Annotated in this window: 14 protein-coding genes; 6 read left to right on the top strand and 8 right to left on the bottom strand. The window is 69.7% G+C overall.

Features of this window, described 5'->3' with window-relative positions; translation table 11 throughout:
* Positions 1-30: 30 nt before the first annotated feature.
* Positions 31-639 carry a LysE/ArgO family amino acid transporter gene (locus Q9R22_RS08760; protein ID WP_131333689.1) on the bottom strand — a complete coding sequence of 203 codons (609 nt, stop codon included), beginning with the start codon at positions 637-639 and terminating at the stop codon, positions 31-33.
* A gap of 135 nt (positions 640-774) precedes the next feature.
* Between Q9R22_RS08760 and Q9R22_RS08755 the strand changes: the two genes are divergently transcribed.
* On the top strand, positions 775-1,389 hold the full coding sequence (locus Q9R22_RS08755; protein ID WP_131333690.1) for a malonic semialdehyde reductase: 615 nt from the start codon (positions 775-777) through the stop codon (positions 1,387-1,389).
* Between the two features lie 6 nt (positions 1,390-1,395).
* On the opposite strand, the gene Q9R22_RS08750 is transcribed toward Q9R22_RS08755, so the two are convergent.
* Positions 1,396-1,869 (bottom strand): MarR family winged helix-turn-helix transcriptional regulator, encoded by a 474-nt coding sequence (locus Q9R22_RS08750; RefSeq protein WP_085108500.1) that lies wholly within the window; start codon positions 1,867-1,869, stop codon positions 1,396-1,398.
* Positions 1,870-1,886: 17 nt separating this feature from the next.
* Here Q9R22_RS08750 and Q9R22_RS08745 point away from each other — a divergent pair, with 17 nt between their 5' ends.
* Complete coding sequence (locus Q9R22_RS08745; protein ID WP_131333691.1) at positions 1,887-3,419, top strand: CoA transferase; 1,533 nt, start codon at positions 1,887-1,889, stop codon at positions 3,417-3,419.
* Here Q9R22_RS08745 and Q9R22_RS08740 read toward each other — a convergent pair.
* Together Q9R22_RS08740 and speB are read right to left on the bottom strand one after the other, a co-directional pair.
* Positions 3,385-4,569, bottom strand: a complete 1,185-nt coding sequence (locus Q9R22_RS08740) for a PLP-dependent aminotransferase family protein (RefSeq protein WP_131333692.1) — start codon at positions 4,567-4,569, stop codon at positions 3,385-3,387. The two genes, Q9R22_RS08745 and Q9R22_RS08740, sit on opposite strands and share 35 nt — an antisense overlap.
* Positions 4,569-5,603 carry an agmatinase gene (gene speB / locus Q9R22_RS08735; RefSeq protein WP_098055286.1) on the bottom strand — a complete coding sequence of 345 codons (1,035 nt, stop codon included), beginning with the start codon at positions 5,601-5,603 and terminating at the stop codon, positions 4,569-4,571. The genes Q9R22_RS08740 and speB overlap by 1 nt, the downstream gene beginning before the upstream one ends.
* 215 nt (positions 5,604-5,818) lie before the next feature.
* On the opposite strand from speB, the gene Q9R22_RS08730 reads away from it, so the two are divergent.
* From Q9R22_RS08730 to Q9R22_RS08720, 3 genes are all read left to right on the top strand, one after another.
* Positions 5,819-7,264 (top strand): sodium:solute symporter, encoded by a 1,446-nt coding sequence (locus Q9R22_RS08730; protein WP_131333693.1) that lies wholly within the window; start codon positions 5,819-5,821, stop codon positions 7,262-7,264.
* Entirely contained in the window at positions 7,261-8,988 is a 1,728-nt protein-coding gene (locus tag Q9R22_RS08725; RefSeq protein WP_131333694.1) for a thiamine pyrophosphate-binding protein, read from the top strand. Before Q9R22_RS08730 ends, Q9R22_RS08725 begins: the two co-directional genes overlap by 4 nt.
* 422 nt (positions 8,989-9,410) lie before the next feature.
* Positions 9,411-9,923, top strand: coding sequence for a nucleoside deaminase (locus Q9R22_RS08720; RefSeq protein WP_131333695.1), 513 nt, complete (start codon positions 9,411-9,413; stop codon positions 9,921-9,923).
* A gap of 46 nt (positions 9,924-9,969) precedes the next feature.
* On the opposite strand, the gene Q9R22_RS13330 is transcribed toward Q9R22_RS08720, so the two are convergent.
* From Q9R22_RS13330 to Q9R22_RS08705, 3 genes are all read right to left on the bottom strand, one after another.
* Entirely contained in the window at positions 9,970-10,212 is a 243-nt protein-coding gene (locus Q9R22_RS13330; protein WP_165489757.1) for a hypothetical protein, read from the bottom strand.
* Between the two features lie 396 nt (positions 10,213-10,608).
* Positions 10,609-10,815 carry a hypothetical protein gene (locus tag Q9R22_RS08710; protein WP_035964387.1) on the bottom strand — a complete coding sequence of 69 codons (207 nt, stop codon included), beginning with the start codon at positions 10,813-10,815 and terminating at the stop codon, positions 10,609-10,611.
* 4 nt (positions 10,816-10,819) lie between these two features.
* Entirely contained in the window at positions 10,820-11,395 is a 576-nt protein-coding gene (locus Q9R22_RS08705) for a hypothetical protein (protein ID WP_311254169.1), read from the bottom strand.
* A 128-nt stretch (positions 11,396-11,523) separates the two neighbouring features.
* Between Q9R22_RS08705 and Q9R22_RS08700 the strand changes: the two genes are divergently transcribed.
* Positions 11,524-14,040 (top strand): alpha/beta fold hydrolase, encoded by a 2,517-nt coding sequence (locus Q9R22_RS08700; RefSeq protein WP_207387851.1) that lies wholly within the window; start codon positions 11,524-11,526, stop codon positions 14,038-14,040.
* 177 nt (positions 14,041-14,217) lie between these two features.
* Here the strand turns inward: Q9R22_RS08700 and Q9R22_RS08695 are convergent, their stop codons facing one another.
* Positions 14,218-15,558 carry an acyltransferase gene (locus Q9R22_RS08695; protein ID WP_131333697.1) on the bottom strand — a complete coding sequence of 447 codons (1,341 nt, stop codon included), beginning with the start codon at positions 15,556-15,558 and terminating at the stop codon, positions 14,218-14,220.
* Between the last annotated feature and the right edge of the window lie 253 nt (positions 15,559-15,811).

Here is a 15,811-nt window from a genome sequence, read left to right as displayed (position 1 = left end):
CAATTAACACAGGTTCACAGTTTGTACCATTCATAGATTAGGCATCAGCGCCAACCGCACCGCGATGAACAGCATCACCAGGCCCACTCCCACGTCCACGATGCGCCAGGTCAGCGGGGTGTTCAGTACGTGGGAGAGCGCCTTCGCACCGGCACCCAGGGCGGTGAACCAGATGACCGATCCGGTGAACGCACCGCCCGCGAAGATCCAGCGCTGAGCGCCGTGCTGATTGGCCAGGTTGCCCAGGATGAGGACGGCGTCCAGGTAGGCGTGCGGGTTCAGCCAGGTGAACGCGAGAGTCGCGAGGACGACGCCGCGGAGGGAGCCGGCGCCGTCGCGCGCGGCCGCCATCGTCTGGGGTGTGAGCGCGGAGCGGAAGGACAGCACCGCGAACGCCGCGAGGTAGACCACCCCGACCCAGCGGAACGCGTTGAGCAGCCACGGCACCCGGTCGATGAGGAATCCGATCCCCGCGGTTCCCAGTCCGATCAGGAAGACGTCCGAGACGATGCAGATCGCCACTACCACGCCCACGTGCTCCCGACGGATCCCCTGCCGCAGCACGAAGGCGTTCTGGGCGCCGATGGCGACGATGAGGGCCAGACCGGTCACGAGGCCCGGGAGGAACGCAGAAGTCACCACGACAAACTACAGGTTCACGTGAGATCGCCGACATCCGAGTGCATCGCAGGGACGCCGGCATGTATAGTTTCCCCAGAAATCATTTCGGGTGCGCGGCATCCGCGGTGAGCTCTCACGCGAAAGGACCCCCTTATGACTGCCCCCGCCATGAACCAACTGGCCCTCGAGATCACCCCCGAGGACGCCGAGCGCCTGTTCACCACCGCCCGCACCGCGAGCCACTTCACGGACGAGCCCGTGACCGACGAGCAGAAGCACGCGATCTACGACCTCACCAAGATGGGCCCCACGGCGTTCAACTCGCAGCCCCTGCGCATCACCTGGGTGGAGACCCCCGAGGCCCGTGAGCGCCTGGTGCAGCACATGAGCGGCGGCAACCAGGAGAAGACCCGCCAGGCGCCGCTGACGGCGATCCTGTCCTACGACGAGAACTGGCACCAGCGCTTCCCCCAGTTCCTCCCCGCCGCCCCGCACCTGCAGGGCATGTACGACGAGAACGAGGACCTGCGCCTGACCAGCGGCAAGGCCAACTCCCACATCCAGGTGGGCTACTTCATCGTGGCCGCCCGCGCCGTGGGTCTGGCCGCCGGGCCCATGACCGGTTTCGACGCCGAGGCCGTGGACCGGGAGTTCTTCGCCGGGACGGGCAAGCGCTCGATCGTGGTCGTGAACCTGGGGCACCCCGTGGCCCCCGCCTACGAGCGCGGCCCCCGCTTCCCCGAGGACGACGTCACCGAGACCCTCTGACCCGGGTCAGTCCCCGCTCGACTCCTGGGCCCGCGCGAGCTTGGCCAACACCGGCAGTGCGGCGTCCAGGAGGTCGAGTTCCTCGGCACTCAATTCGTACAGCACATCCGCGACCCGTTCACTGCGGTGCTGATCCTCACGCGCGAGCACCTCTTCCCCCTGCGGGGTCAGCGACACCAGGACGGCCCGCGCATCGGTGGGGTCCGGATCGCGTTGCACGAGTCCGGCCTTGCTCAGCCGGTCCACGCTCTGCGTGGCTGTGGGTGTGCGCACCCCGAGGTTCGAGGCGATGCTCGTCATGCGGGCACCGCCCGGTTTGAGCATGGTCAACAAGCTGATCTGCTGACTCGTGAGCTCCCGCGCCCCCTCCATGCTACGCAGGAAGTACACCCCTTGGCGCAGCACCGCACGCAGTCGCGCGGCGCTGCGCAGCATGCGGGCTCGGCGGTCGTCGGCGGCCGGAGCGTGCGAGGAGTCCATGACTCACAATCCTAAGCATGCGCGGTACGGTCTCCTCCCGCGTGAACCCCGCGGAGCGCGCCCGTGTGCTTGAATCGTGGCCCACGGTTCCGGCCCCGGGAGGCAGCGGCATGCAGGAGATCCTTTCGGCCCTCGACGGGCTGCTCCCGCGCGCGAGTGAGCACGCGGCGACCGCGGTGCACGGTAGTGGTCGGTACTGGTCCGGGCCGTTGGACGTCCAGCGGCTGGCGGTTTCGGGGGTGGGGCTGGCAGTGGCGGGCGCCCAGCAACTCGCCCGCACCATGGGCCATCGGGACAGCGTCATCACGGCGCGGCTGCCGGAGGTCATCGCGGCGTTCGGCTCGGTCTCCCACCTCCGCCTCGACGGGCAGTCCTTGCCCGGCTTCGCCCCGTGTTCCGGTTTCTTCCCCGTGTCGGACGGCTGGCTGCGCACGCACGCCAATTACCCGCACCACCGCGAGCGTTTGTTCCGCGCCCTGGACATCACGCACGACGACGCCCTCGCACCCGCCCTCGCCCAACTCACCGGGGTGCAGGCCGAGTCCCGGATCGTCGCCGAGGGCGGCATTGCCGCTCGCGTGGCCACGGAACAGGAATGGCGCGCAGATGCGGCGTCCGAGCCGGGGCCGTGGCTCGAGCTCACCCCGGCGGACATCCCCGTCCGAGTGTTCGACCGTGCCGGTTCCAGCGCGTCGACCCGTTCGTCCGATTCCGCAGGCTGTCCGTCCAGTTCCGCGAAGGGTCCGTTCGCGGCACCGCGGGGGACGGCGTCGCTCACTCCCCTGGCGGGCGTACGCGTGGTCTCCCTGACCCGGGTGATCGCGGGCCCCACGGCCACCAAGTTCCTGGCAGCCCTGGGCGCGGACGTGCTGCGCATCGACCCGCCTGCCCTGCCCGAACTGCTCGGCCGGCACCTGGACACCGATGCGGGGGTGCGCTGCGTGTCGTGGGATCTGGCGGATTCCGCGCGGGCGGGGGATCTGGCCGACGCCCTGGACGCCGCGGACGTCCTGCTCACGGGGTACCGGCCCGGCTCCCTGACCGATCTCGGTCTCGACGCCGCGAGCATCCGCGACCGCTTCCCTCACCTGGTCCACGTGGAACTCAGCGCGTGGGAACCTTCCGGCACCCGGGGCGGACAGCGTGGATTCGACAGCATCGTCCAGGCCGCCACGGGGATCGCCCATCACTACGGTGCGCGGGACGAGCACGGGAGGTGGCGCCCCGGGGCCCTACCGGTCCAGGCCCTGGACCACACCGCGGGCTACGGCATGGCCGCCGCGGCCTGCGCGCTGCTCGCAACGGGGACCGCGGGCCACGCACGGGTGTCCCTCGAACGCACCGCGCGGGCCCTGTTGGATGCGCGCACTCTCCGGGCCGCGCAGGACGCCCATCTCTCCCCCGCGACCCTGACCGCGCCCACCGACCACGGGATGCTCGAGTACGTCCCGTCACCGGTCCGCGTCGACGGCGCTCGGCCTCCGGCGGAAGCACCGCGGTGCGAGCACGACGGCGTCAGAGGTCCCGCAGCACCTGCGCGAACCGCTTGACGCCCTCCCGGATCCGCGCGGGAGCAACACCGGAGAACGCGAGCCGCACCGCGTCCGAGTCCCGGCCGTCCATGTAACACGCTGAGCCCGGTACCAGCACCACCCCATGGGCGATCGCCTCCGCGAGGACGTCCTTGCCTGCCAACTCGTCCGCCGTGACCCACGTGAAGAACCCGCCCGTGGGCGTGGTCCACCGCGCCGAGGACGGCATGAACTCGGTCAACGCCGCGTCCATGGCTTCCCAGCGCTCGCGATACAGCGTCACAGCGTCGTCGAGCGCGGGCTCCCAGTGCTCGGAACCCACCCACGCCGTGACGAGGGACTGTGCCAGGTTGGACGGGTGGATCACCACGGACTCCGCGGCGATCTGCAACCGGCCCCTGACCTCCGGGGGTGCCGCGATCCAGCCGATCCGCAGCCCCGGGGCGAAGATCTTGGAGAAGCTGCCCAGGTGGATCACGTGCTCCGGGTCCATCCCGTGCATCGAGGCCAGGGGCTGCGCGCGGTCGAAGGACAGCAGCGCGTAGGGATCGTCCTCGATGATCATCACGTCCCGCTCGGCGCACACTCGCACCAGTTCGCGCCGCCGCTCCACCGGCATGGTCACGCCCGTGGGGTTCTGGAAACTGGGGATCACGTACACGAACGGGACGCGCTCACCCTGCGCCGCGGCGTCGTCCAACGCGTCGGCGACTGCGCTCGGGTCCATGCCGTGCTCGTCCACCGGGACGTGACGCACGTCCACCTCGTACGCGCCGAACACGCCCAGCGCACCCACGTAGGTGGGGCCCTCGGCCAGGATCACGTCCCCGGGATCGCAGAACAGCTTGGTCACGAGGTCCAACCCGGCCTGGGACCCGGTGGTCGGCAGGACGTCCGTCTCCGTGACCGTGGACCCGCCCCGCGCCATGAGCCGCACGCCCAGTTCGCGCAGGCCCGCGGTCCCCGCGCCGGAACCGTACTGCAGGATCTCACCGGCGCGCTCACGGATCAGCTGCGCGGCCAGATCCCCCACGGTCCCGCCCGGCAGCACGGACAGATCCGGGTTGCCCCCGGCCAGGGACACCACCGAGGGGTCCATGGCCGTCTCGAACACCGCGCGCACCGGGGAGGGCCGGAACTCCCCCGCGCGGGACGCGAACGCGCTCATCACTGGCCCCCGTAACGGGCACCCGACATGCCGTAGGCGGGGCCGTCCGCGGACGCGCCGGCGCCCAGGCTGATGAGCGAGATCAGCTCGTAGACCACGTGGGCCGCGGCGATCCCGGTCAGTTCGGCGTGGTCGTAGGCGGGGGCGACCTCCACGACATCGCACGCGACGACATCCAGCCCGCGCAGACCGCGCAGGATCTCGAGGACCTCGCGGCTCGTGATGCCACCGGCCTCGGGCGTGCCGGTGCCGGGTGCGTGGGCGGGGTCCAGGACGTCGATGTCCAGGGAGACGTACAGCGGGCGGTCCCCCACGCGCTCGCGCAGAGCCGCGACCACGGCGTCCACGCCGGAGCGCATGACGTCCGCGGAGGAGACGATCTCGAAACCGAAGCGGGCGTCGTCGTCCAGGTCTTGGGTGCCGTAGAGGGGCCCGCGGGTGCCCACGTGCATCACGGCGTCCGTGTCGATGATGCCTTCCTCGAACGCCCGGCGGAACGGGGTGCCGTGGGTGTACTCGGCACCGAAGTAGGTGTCCCACGTGTCCAGGTGGGCGTCGAAGTGCAACAGCGCGATCGTGCCGTGGCGTGAGTGGGCGGCGCGCATGAGCGGCAACGCGATCGTGTGGTCCCCGCCGATCGCCACGACCTTGGTGGACTCCCCCATGAGCTCCTTGGCGGCGGTCTCGATGGACGCGATGGCCTCGGGGATGTCGAACGGGTTGCCCACGATGTCCCCGGCGTCCGCGACCTGCAGGTGGGCGAACGGCGAGTGGTTCTGCGCGGGGTTGTAGGGGCGCAGCAACCGGGAGGACTCGCGCACGTGATTCGGACCGAAGCGCGCACCGGAACGGTAGGAGACGCCCGAGTCGAACGGCACGCCCACCACGGCGATGTCCGTGTGCTCCACCTGATCCGTGCGGGGCAACCGCGCGAACGTGGCCGGCCCAGCCCACCGCGGTGTCAGGGCCGCGTTGACGGGGCCCACCCGTTGCTCACCCGCTGCATTGGTTTCGACGACGCGTTCCGGTTCCACTGCTGAACTCCTTACCTCCCGGGGATCACCCGGGGACGTGCACCGCGGTTCTCGGGGCATGGTTCCCACGAACACGGCACCCGCGGCGGCGTGAACCACCACCGCGGTGATACTTTTTGTGACCTGGTGCATAGAACCCTAGTGCCAACCACCCCGCCCACGAGCGCATCCGATCGCGCGCGCGGACACCCCGAGTTCTGTCGAGGAGACCCCCCGTGAACGTCCTGGTCATCGTGCTGTACCTGATCGCCATGGTGGTGATCGGGCTGTGGGCGGCACGCCGCGCCCGCACCGCCACCGATTACCGGGTGGCCGGGCGCCGGCTGGGAACGGGGTTGTACACCTCCACGATGGCCGCCGTGGTCCTGGGCGGCGCCTCCACCGTGGGCGGTGTGGGTCTCGGGTACCAGTACGGGATCTCCGGGATGTGGCTCGTGGTGGCGATCGCCGTGGGCCTGGGGGTCCTGAGTCTGTTCTTCGCCGCGCGCATCCAGTCGCTCAAGGTCTTCACCGTCTCCCAGATGCTGCAGTTGCGCTACGGCGCCAAGGGCGGGGCCACGGCGTCCTCCTTCGTGATGCTCGCGTACACGATCATGATCGCGGTGACCTCCACCGCGGCGTACGCGGCGATCTTCTCCGTCCTGTTCCCGATCTCCCGGCCGTGGGCCATCCTCCTGGGTGGCGCCGTGGTGATCGCATACTCGGTGCTCGGTGGCATGTGGTCCATCACCCTCACGGACCTCATGCAGTTCGTGTTCATGACCGTGGGGATCTTCGCGATCCTCCTGCCGTTCTCGCTGGCCGCCGGGGGTGGGTGGTCCGGGATCCGTGAGCGGCTGGACTCCTCCTTCTTCGACCTGGGCGTCATGGGTCTGCAGGGGATCATCACGCAGTTCGTGATCTACGGATTCGGCATGCTGATCGGCCAGGACATCTGGCAGCGCGTGTTCACCGCCCGCTCCCCCGGGGTCGCCCGCTGGGGCGGGGTGATCTCCGCCGGGTATGTGGCCCTGTACGGCGTGGCTGGCGCCCTGATCGGCACCGCTGCGGCCGCCGTTCTTCCCACCCTCGAGATGCCGGACGAGGCCTTCGCGACCATGGCCCAGCAGCACGTCCCCGTGGGCCTGGGTGGTGTGGTGCTCGCCGCGGGCGTCGCGGCCATGATGTCCACCGCCTCCGGGGCCACGATCGCCGCGGCCACCGTGGCGCGCGTGGACGTGGTCCCCACGCTGCGCGGCCTGTTCGGGGCGTCCGACGCCGACGTCGCCCGCTCCCGCTCCGAGGACGCCTCCGTCCTCAAGGACCGCGTCTACGTGGTGGTCGTGGGCCTGCTCATCACCGTGATGTCCATGCTGGTCAGCTCCACCGTGGTGGCCCTGACCATCGCCTACGACCTGTTGGTGGGCGGACTGCTCGTCGCGATCCTGGGTGGGCTGCTGTGGCCGCGCGCCACCGCGGCCGGCGCCATGTGGTCCATGGGGGTGGGGGTCGTCGCCACAGTGGCGGGCATGATGGTCTTCGGGGTGCTCGCCAACGCACCCATCTACATGGGGCTGATCGCCTCCGCAGTGGTGTTCGTGGCGGTGTCACTCATGAGCAGGCCCACCCCGTCCGACGTCAGTCAGGAATGGAACCGACGGATTCAGGAGTCCAAGGCATGAGCAACGAGAACACGGTCACCGCCGCCCCCGGGGGGTTCGAGAACCCGGCGGGGGCGGCGTCGTCGTACCCCGAGCGCACCACGGCCCGCGCTGTCCTGGAGACGCTGCGCGGCTACGGGATCGACACGGTCTTCGGCATCCCGGGCACGCACTCGCTCGAGTTCTACCGGCCGCTGCGCGAGCTGGGGATCCGCCCGATCACCACGCGCCACGAACAGGGCGCGTCCTACGGCGCGGACGGTTGGTCCCAGGTGCGCGGGCTGCCCGGCGTGGTCATCACGACCTCCGGACCCGGCCTGCTCAACTCGCTGTCCGGCGCGGCCACCGCGTACGCCGAGTCCCGGCCCATGATCCTGCTCTCCCCGGGGCGGCCCGTGGGACACGACTTCCGGGACATCGGCTCGCTGCACGAGACCAAGAACCCGTCCGCCGCGGTCAATGCGATCGTGGGCGTGTCCCGGCGTGTGACCTCCGCCGCCGAGGCCGTGACCATGATCCACGACGCCATGCGCGACTTCGCACACTCCCGGCCGCGGCCCATCCACATCGAGATCCCCCTGGACATCCTCGAGGCCCCCGCGGACGTCCCCGAGTCCGCGACCGCACCCCGCCCCCTGGGCGAGCCCGCGCCGGCACCGGAGGCCGACGTCGCCGCGGCCGTCGAAGCGCTCGCCGCGAGTGAGCGCCCGGTCATCCTGGCCGGCGGTGGTTCCCTGGCCGCCGGGGAGCACCTGCTCGAGCTGGCCGAACTGCTCGAGGCACCCGTGATCACCACGACCAACGGCAAGGGAGCGATCCCCGAAAAACACCGGCTCTCCCTGGGCGCGGACCTGCGGCTGAGCACGGCCCACGAGTTCCTGCGCTCGCGGGACGCCCTGCTCGTGATCGGCTCCAAGGTGGGCGAGGCCGAGCTGTGGGGCGGCGACATCACCCCGCAGGGGCCCGTCGTGCGCGTGGACATCATGCGCGACCAGATGCTGTGCAACCTCACCCCGGACGTCGAGGTCCCGGGCAACTCTGCCGCGGTGGTCCCCCAGTTGCTCGCGGGTCTGCGGGCGCGGGCCGACGCCGGGGGCCCCGGCGACGTCGCCGGCTCGGGCGACGTCGCCGGCTTGGATGCGGCGGGCGACGTCGCGCCCTCCGCGCGGACGGCACCAGACCTGCGCGAGGTCTTCGATGCGATGGACGAGGAGGGCCGCACGTGGGCCCCCGAGCTCGCCGCGCTCAACGAGATCATCATGAACGTGGTCCCGGACGACACGATCCTGGCGGGCGACTCGTCCCAGGTGACCTACATGGGATCCACCACGTTCTTCCGCGCACCCGTTCCTCACTCCCTGCTCTACATGGGGACGTACGCGACGCTGGGTTACGGCCTGCCCGCGGCGATCGGCGCCAAGCTGGCCGCGCCCGAGCGCCCGGTGGTGTGCCTCGTGGGGGACGGCGCCCTGATGTTCTCCATCCAGGAACTGATGACCGCGGTGGAACTGGGCCTGGACCTGCCCGTGATATGCGTGGACAACGGCGGCTACGGGGAGATCCGGCAGAACATGGTGGACCGCTCCATCCAGCCGCTCGGTGTGGACCTCGTGCAGCCGGACTGGGTGCGCTTGGCCGAGGGCTTCGGCGCCACTGGCCTCTCCGCGACCATGGACATCCTCGCGGACACGGTGCGCACGGCGCTGGAGACCAAGGGGACGAGTTTGGTGCACCTCAAGATCTGAGTGTGCCCGCCTGGGGCGCGGCCGGGTGAGGCGTGCGGCCGGACGGAGGCGCATGCTTCACCGGCTCGACCGTCACGTTGCCCTTTCCAGCTCCCTGGGCACTTCTAGTGGAGCGAATGCACGCAGGGCGGCAGAAATCTGCTTCGACGGAGTCAAAGCAAAGGCGCATCCAGCGCTCGCGCCGCAATCACGTGAGTCATCCGTTGGATCCAGGAGTGGGCACCCACTGGCCGTCGCGAGGCCTGAGATCTCCTAGCTGTACAGCTAGGAGATCGCCATCGTGGATGACCACGTGGTGGAGGAGACGCGCCGTCGCGTGGAGAGCGGCGAGCTCACGGACACCGGCCAGATCCATCGCGTCTACAAGAGCGACTCCCCCTGATTCTCACCACCGCAATCTAAGACCCATGACAGGAAGCACCATGACCCCTCCCAACCACACCACCTCGGCCCCGGCCGACGCCTCCGTGCAACGCCACCTCCGCAGCGCGATCGACGTGGCCGTGCGCAACGCCTCCGAGGACGGCGGCCCGTTCGGCGCCGTCGTCGTGACCGTGGACGGGCGCGAGTTCACGGCGGTCAACCGCGTCACCGCGGACAACGATCCCACCGCCCACGCCGAGGTCTCCGCGATCCGCGCCGCGTGCGCAGCCCTGGGCACGTACGACCTCAGCGGCGCAGTGCTCTACTCGAGCTGCGAACCGTGCCCCATGTGCCTGTCGTCCTCGCTGTGGGCGCGCTTGGACGCCGTGTACTTCGCCGCGGACCGCCACGACGCCGCGGACGGCGGCTTCGACGACGCCGCGTTCTACGACTTCTTCACCGCCACCCGGGCCCAGCGGGACGAACTGCTGCCCGTGCACCACGTGGGCATCGACAACTGCACCGCACCCTTCGACACATGGTCGGCCAACACCTCCCGCACCGCGTACTGACCCGAATCCATCCACTGCACCACCGCTTTCGGAGCACAACACGTGCTCACCATGTACGGCGCGATCGTTGCCGCCCCCTCATCATCGGCCAGACCGCGGGGCTGGCACCCGAACGTATCGCGCGGATGATCTCGTCCGGGCGGCGCACGCTCTGGCGATAGTCGGTGTAGTACTCGTCCAGCAGCGGGACCCGGTGATCCAGGGCGCGCTCGTGATCCGCGGCGTGTTCCTCTCCGGTGACCTCCGTGACGACCGCCTGGCCGTCGAACGCCAGGCGGGCAGCAGACACGCGTTGATGGAGGCCCACCGGGTGCGGTCGGTGCCGTCCGGGCGGGCCACGAGCACGGCGCACGCCCCGCACTCGCCCTCCGCGCAGCCTTCCTTGGCCCTGGTCAGTCCGCGTTCCGCAGGAAGTCGAGCAGTCGGGTGTGGGGGCTGACGTCGTTGAACCCACATTGCCGACCGTGGATGGTCAATTGGATCTCGCTCATGGCACTGAAGTCCTCGTGACAAGCCACCGGTCACGACGTGGAGTGTGGATCCTCAGCTGTTCCGGGAGCTCCCTGGTGTCGCACCAGTGCATTTCTTGGTTGCTCGCCCGGTGGATAGTCCGATGCAGGACCCGCCGTAGGCTTCCCTCAAGGAAACCCAGATCACATGTCGGCGCAAGGCGCGGGGTCCGCCCTCAGTCCTTGTTGATGAGCTTTCCGATCCCGCTGGCGGCGCACAACACGAACACGGTGCCGGCCAGGATCAGCAGGAAGAAGGGGATGGCCGGGGACGACAGGGTGGCCTCCGGGAACCAGGAAGCGCTCACGTAGGACACCCAGGCACACAGAATCAAGACTGCGCCACTGACGGCGAGGATGATTTCTCCCTTGAATTTCTTCATGGTCCTATCCCTTGAAATAGGGTGCGCCGAATGCCCTGACCATCCAGTAGTAATAACTGGCGGTGCCGATGCAGCGTTTGTGTTCGATGTCCGTGCTCACGTAGGTGCGTGTGCAGGTGGCATTCATGGCATTGCGGAATTCGCTGTCGCATTGCGCGCGGGAGCGGCCAGCATCGCCCTCGGCCAAGTAGCACACGTCGTGGGCGTTGCAGTCGGCGTTGAACAGGGCGTTCTGGTAGCCATGGCCGGGCACGGGGTTCGAACAGCCGTTGACCTGGGCCGAGGCGCTCATGCTCACCACCCCGGGGAAACGGTGGGGTGTCGTGGTCCGGGTCGCGTAGTCGATGTCCGCGGCGACCTGCGTCTCGCTGATGCCCGCGGCGTTGGCTGCTCGCACGATCCGGGCGTATTCGGATGCGGATATCCCCATCGATTCCGCCGTTGTCGTGGTCACCGGTTGCGCACTCGTCCTGGACACCGGCTCCGACGCGAAGGAACTCGTCACGAACAGGGCGAGGAACAGGAGGGCAAGGAGCGTGATTCCCGCTGTCCTGCGGACCATCCCACCTACGGCATCCATGTCGATTCTTTCGCGTGGGCGATGATGTGGACCCCAGCCTAGGAACCCCATGGTCCACGGACAATGGCCATCCGGCCACTTTCCCGGGGTAGCACGTGCGGTGCCCGCGAGGACCATACGATGAATCCATGAGCGAGCACGCCGGCGCAGCGCTGCCCGAGCACACCGACATCCTGATCATCGGGGCCGGCCTCAGCGGGATCGGGGCGGCCTGCAAACTCCGCCACGAACATCCCGGCAAGAGCATCACGGTGCTCGAGTCCCGCGGGAACTCCGGTGGCACGTGGGATCTCTTCCGCTACCCGGGGGTCCGCTCCGACTCGGACCTCTACACCTACGGCTACGACTTCCGCCCGTGGACCCGACAGAACCCCATCGCGGAGGGCTCCGCGATCCTGGACTACATCCGCGACACCGCTCGCGCCTCCGGGGTTGACAAGCTCATCCACTACCACCGGCGCGTCACCGCCGCGGATTGGTCCTCCGGGACCAGCCACTGGACCGTGACGGTCGAGCGCACCGCGCCACCCGAACCCCGCGCGGGGGCGGCTCCGAGCGACGTCGGCGGCGGCGCACCCGGGCACTCGGTTGATGCCCCGCGGCCCGAACCCATCGGCACCGGCGAGACCCAGCCGATCACCGCCACGTGGGTGTTCGTGGCCACCGGGTACTACGGCTACGACCGTCCCCACATCCCGGACTTCGCGGGGGTCGAGGGGTTCAGGGGCCAGCTCGTGCATCCCCAGTTCTGGCCCGAGGACCTGGACGTCCGGGGCAAGAAGGTCGCCGTGATCGGCAGCGGGGCCACCGCGGTGACCCTGCTGCCCGAGCTCGTCACGCGGGGTGCCGAGACCACGATGGTGCAGCGGACGCCGTCGTACATCCTGCCCCTACCCTCTCCCGGCGTGGCCGAGAAGGTGCTGTTCATGGCGCTCGGCAGGGCACGGGCGGCGCGAGTGCTGCGCCCGCTCATGGCCGCGGGGCAGAGAGCACTGTGGGTGGCGAGCAAGGCCGCGCCGCGCGTGGTGCGGGCGGGAATCGCGGCCGTGAACCGCCGTCGCCTCCCTGCGGACGTCTCCGTCCGGGAGCACTTCACCCCGCCGTACGACCCGTGGGACCAACGGCTGTGCGTGGCGCCCAACGGGGATTTCTTCGCCGCGTTGCACGAACCCAACGCCCATATCGTGACCGCGGGCATCGACCGTTTCGACGCGGACGGCCTCGTCCTGACGGACGGGCGGCGGGTGGCGGCGGACGTCGTCGTGAGCGCCACGGGCTTCGACCTGCTCATGTTCGGCGGCGCGCGGTTGAGCGTGGACGGGCGACCCGTGAACCTCCCCGAGCGGATCGCCTACCGCGGCGCCATGCTGAGCGACGTGCCCAACCTGGCCTTCGCGATTGGGTACACGAACGGGTCGTGGACGCTGAAGATCGGACTCGTGGTGGACTGGCTGTCCCGGTTGATCGCGCACACGGATTCCGTGGGCGCGGCGTCCGTGCGCCCGGTCGCACCCGAGGGCCTGCGCACGCGCCCGTTGCTGGACTTCGACGCCGGCTACGTCCAACGCTCCCTCGACCAGCTGCCCCGCCAGGGGGACACGGCGCCGTGGCGGATGGCCATGAACTACTTCGATGACCGGCGTCAGTTGTTGCGTAAGCCGGTCGTGGATCGATTCCTGCGGTTCGACGACGCCGCCGCTCCCGTTCCCGAGCAGCTGCCCGCCCTGCTCACGGGCCCCGGTGAGAGCGGTGAGGAACGCACGGTGCAGTTGGATGATGACCGCTTCATCTGCGTGCGCCTGGACGGGCCGTCCGACGGGGCGCCGCTCGTGTTGATCACCGGGCTCGCGTTCGACCTGGCCACGTGGCCCATGTCCTTCGTCCATGCCCTCGCGGATCGCGGGTACCGGGTGATCCGCCTGGACAACCGGGACGTGGGCCGTTCCTTCCGGGTGACCTCCACGCCCCCTTCGGCCCGCCGGTTGCTGCGCGGGCCCCTGCCGGAGGGGCAGTACTCCGTGGAGGACATGTCCGAGGACGTCGCGGACACCCTGCGGGCGCTGGGGGTCGAGCGAGCGGATGTCATGGGGTTCTCACTCGGTGGGATGATCGCCCAGTCGTTGGCGGGCCACCACCCCGAGCTGGTGCGGCGGCTCATTTCCCTGTGCTCCACCACGGGCGATCCGTCCGTGGGGACGGCCGCGACCTCCACCGCGGCGTTGCTCATGTTCCCCGGGGCGAAGACCCGGGACATGTACATCCGGGGGCGACTGGTCATGTCCCACCACCTGGCCGGTCCGGGGTTCCCCGTGGACGTGGCGTACGAACGTCAACTCGCCGCAACCCACTGGGACCGCAGCCTGGATCCGCGAGGTGAGGCTGAGGCGATGCGCCGTCAGATCGGGGCGATCCGCTCATCCGGGGACCGCACGGAGGTGCTGTCCCGGATCACCGCCCCCACGCTGGTGATCCACGGGGACAAGGACAAGATCGTGCGCCCGGACGGCGGCCCCGCCACGGCCGAGGTCATCCCCCATGCGCGCTTCGTCCGGATCCCCGGGATGGGCCACCAGGTGCACCCCATGGTGGTCCCGCGGTTGTTCGAACTGGTCATCGACCACCTGGGGGATCCGCGGGAGGGGTGAGCCTCTTCCGGCGGGGCTCCCGTGCCGAGGCGTAACTCTCAGGCCCTCCGAGGCCATGGCGTAATTTCTGGTCGCGTGGAAGCCACTTCACTCCACCCCATGTGGCCTCCGCCTGGCCACAATTCGCCGCGTGGCCTCAGCGTGCCTCACAATGTCCAGCGCTAAAGCCGTGTGGCCTCAGCGGGCCTGGGAAGTGGGCGCTGTCTCGGCCCGCTCGGCCCGCGAGGGGACGCGGCCACTGCGCAGCAGCACCACCGCGGCCACCGCTCCCACGGCGCCGGCCACCGTCAACGGCACCGTGAGCAGTGTGACGATCTCCCACAACGGCGGCACCACGGCACACACGAGTGCCACGACCACGGCGGTATTGGACAACCGGATGGGGCGGGCGCCCCACGGTGCCGTGGATGAGGACTCAAGCCGCCGCAATACCGTGGCCACCACGAGCACCACCGCCCAACACAGGACGGTCAAAGGGATCCGCAGCCACCACCAGGCGGCGGAACCGGGGACGGGGTCGTAGCCCACGGCGAAGAACCACACCGCCATGACCGCCACCACCACGGGCAGGTGCCACAGGTAGATGGTCAACGCACGAGTGCCCACCACATACACCACCGCGCGGACCACCCGGGAGTGCATGGCCCGCCGCAACAGCGGGGAGAATACCTCCAGCAGACACGCCTGAGCGAAGCCCAGCAGCACCATGCACACGGTGGGCGGATTGAGGTTGGTGAGCATGTCCGGGGCGTAGGACCCGGAGGCCACGCACACCCCGGACACGGCGTAGCATCCCGCGGCAAGCGCCACGAGCACCGGTCGACGCCGCGCCCCGAACCACCCGTCCGCCCGGAAGAAGCCGAACTGCTGGATGAGCGGCCACACGAACACCATGTTGAGCAGCCCCCACCACTGCCAGCCGGTGGTCAGGCGCAGCAGGTCCACGGCCACCGCGCACGAGAACAGGAACCAGCACCACACCCACCCCATGCGTTCGTGCAGGTCCACGAACAGCGGTGCCAATCCCTGGCAGACGAGGTAGGCCGCCAGGAACCACAACGCCATCCCCACACCGGACAGCGCGAACGTCACGAGTTCGATCCCGGCTCCCGCCACCACCGCGATCCCCGCACCGAGGGCGAGCACACACCACAGCACCGCCGCGGGTTGGATCAGCCGCAGCGTGCGTTCCCGCACGTACTCGCCCCGCGCCATTCCCCGGGCCCGACGACGCCACCACGCCCCAGCCGTGGCCGTCCCACCCACCACGAAGAACAGGGGCATGATCTGCAGGAGCCACGTGGCCCACCAGTACCAGGGCTGCTGAGTCGGGACCAGGACAGAGCGGATCTCCCCGGTGGCGGGATCCGCCGTGAGGGTGACCATGAGGATGTGACTGCACACCACGGTGATCACGCACCCCACGCGGGCGACGTCCACGGCGGGGTCGCGTTCGAAGTCCCCCGCGGGGACGGAAACGGCAGTGGGCCGCCCGAGGGCGCGGACGTCGTCGTTCATGGCACACACTGTAGGGCGCGCGAACACGGAACCCCGGGCGGGCGCGCGCATGTGGATCATCCGCGCCGCCGCGGCACCCGGATGGGACGCACCTGGCGCCTCACAAGACGCGCGCTCGTGGAGCGGACGCCGCAGCACGCACCCCGCACCACGTAGCAGGCGCCCCGCAGACCACATCCCGCAACCCGGGGGTGCGGAAAACCCCACCCCGACTCGGTGGCCAGCTCTGGTGCGGGATCCACGGGGGTGTCCG

It is taken from the genome of Kocuria sp. PD6 (genome assembly GCF_031844145.1).
GTDB lineage: Bacteria > Actinomycetota > Actinomycetes > Actinomycetales > Micrococcaceae > Kocuria > Kocuria marina.
Note: the sequence above shows the minus strand (reverse complement) of the source record. Positions and strands in the feature narration are given on the sequence as shown.

Bases quoted from the DNA above. Each gene is read 5' to 3' on its own strand.
- Q9R22_RS08755 (WP_131333690.1), top strand. From the start codon at position 775: ATGACTGCCCCCGCCATGAACCAACTGGCCCTCGAGATCACCCCCGAG.
- Q9R22_RS08750 (WP_085108500.1), bottom strand. From the start codon at position 1,869: ATGGACTCCTCGCACGCTCCGGCCGCCGACGACCGCCGAGCCCGCATG.
- Q9R22_RS08745 (WP_131333691.1), top strand. From the start codon at position 1,887: ATGCGCGGTACGGTCTCCTCCCGCGTGAACCCCGCGGAGCGCGCCCGT.
- Q9R22_RS08740 (WP_131333692.1), bottom strand. From the start codon at position 4,569: ATGAGCGCGTTCGCGTCCCGCGCGGGGGAGTTCCGGCCCTCCCCGGTG.
- Q9R22_RS08725 (WP_131333694.1), top strand. From the start codon at position 7,261: ATGAGCAACGAGAACACGGTCACCGCCGCCCCCGGGGGGTTCGAGAAC.
- Q9R22_RS08720 (WP_131333695.1), top strand. From the start codon at position 9,411: ATGACCCCTCCCAACCACACCACCTCGGCCCCGGCCGACGCCTCCGTG.
- Q9R22_RS08710 (WP_035964387.1), bottom strand. From the start codon at position 10,815: ATGAAGAAATTCAAGGGAGAAATCATCCTCGCCGTCAGTGGCGCAGTC.
- Q9R22_RS08705 (WP_311254169.1), bottom strand. From the start codon at position 11,395: ATGGATGCCGTAGGTGGGATGGTCCGCAGGACAGCGGGAATCACGCTC.
- Q9R22_RS08700 (WP_207387851.1), top strand. From the start codon at position 11,524: ATGAGCGAGCACGCCGGCGCAGCGCTGCCCGAGCACACCGACATCCTG.
- Q9R22_RS08695 (WP_131333697.1), bottom strand. From the start codon at position 15,558: ATGAACGACGACGTCCGCGCCCTCGGGCGGCCCACTGCCGTTTCCGTC.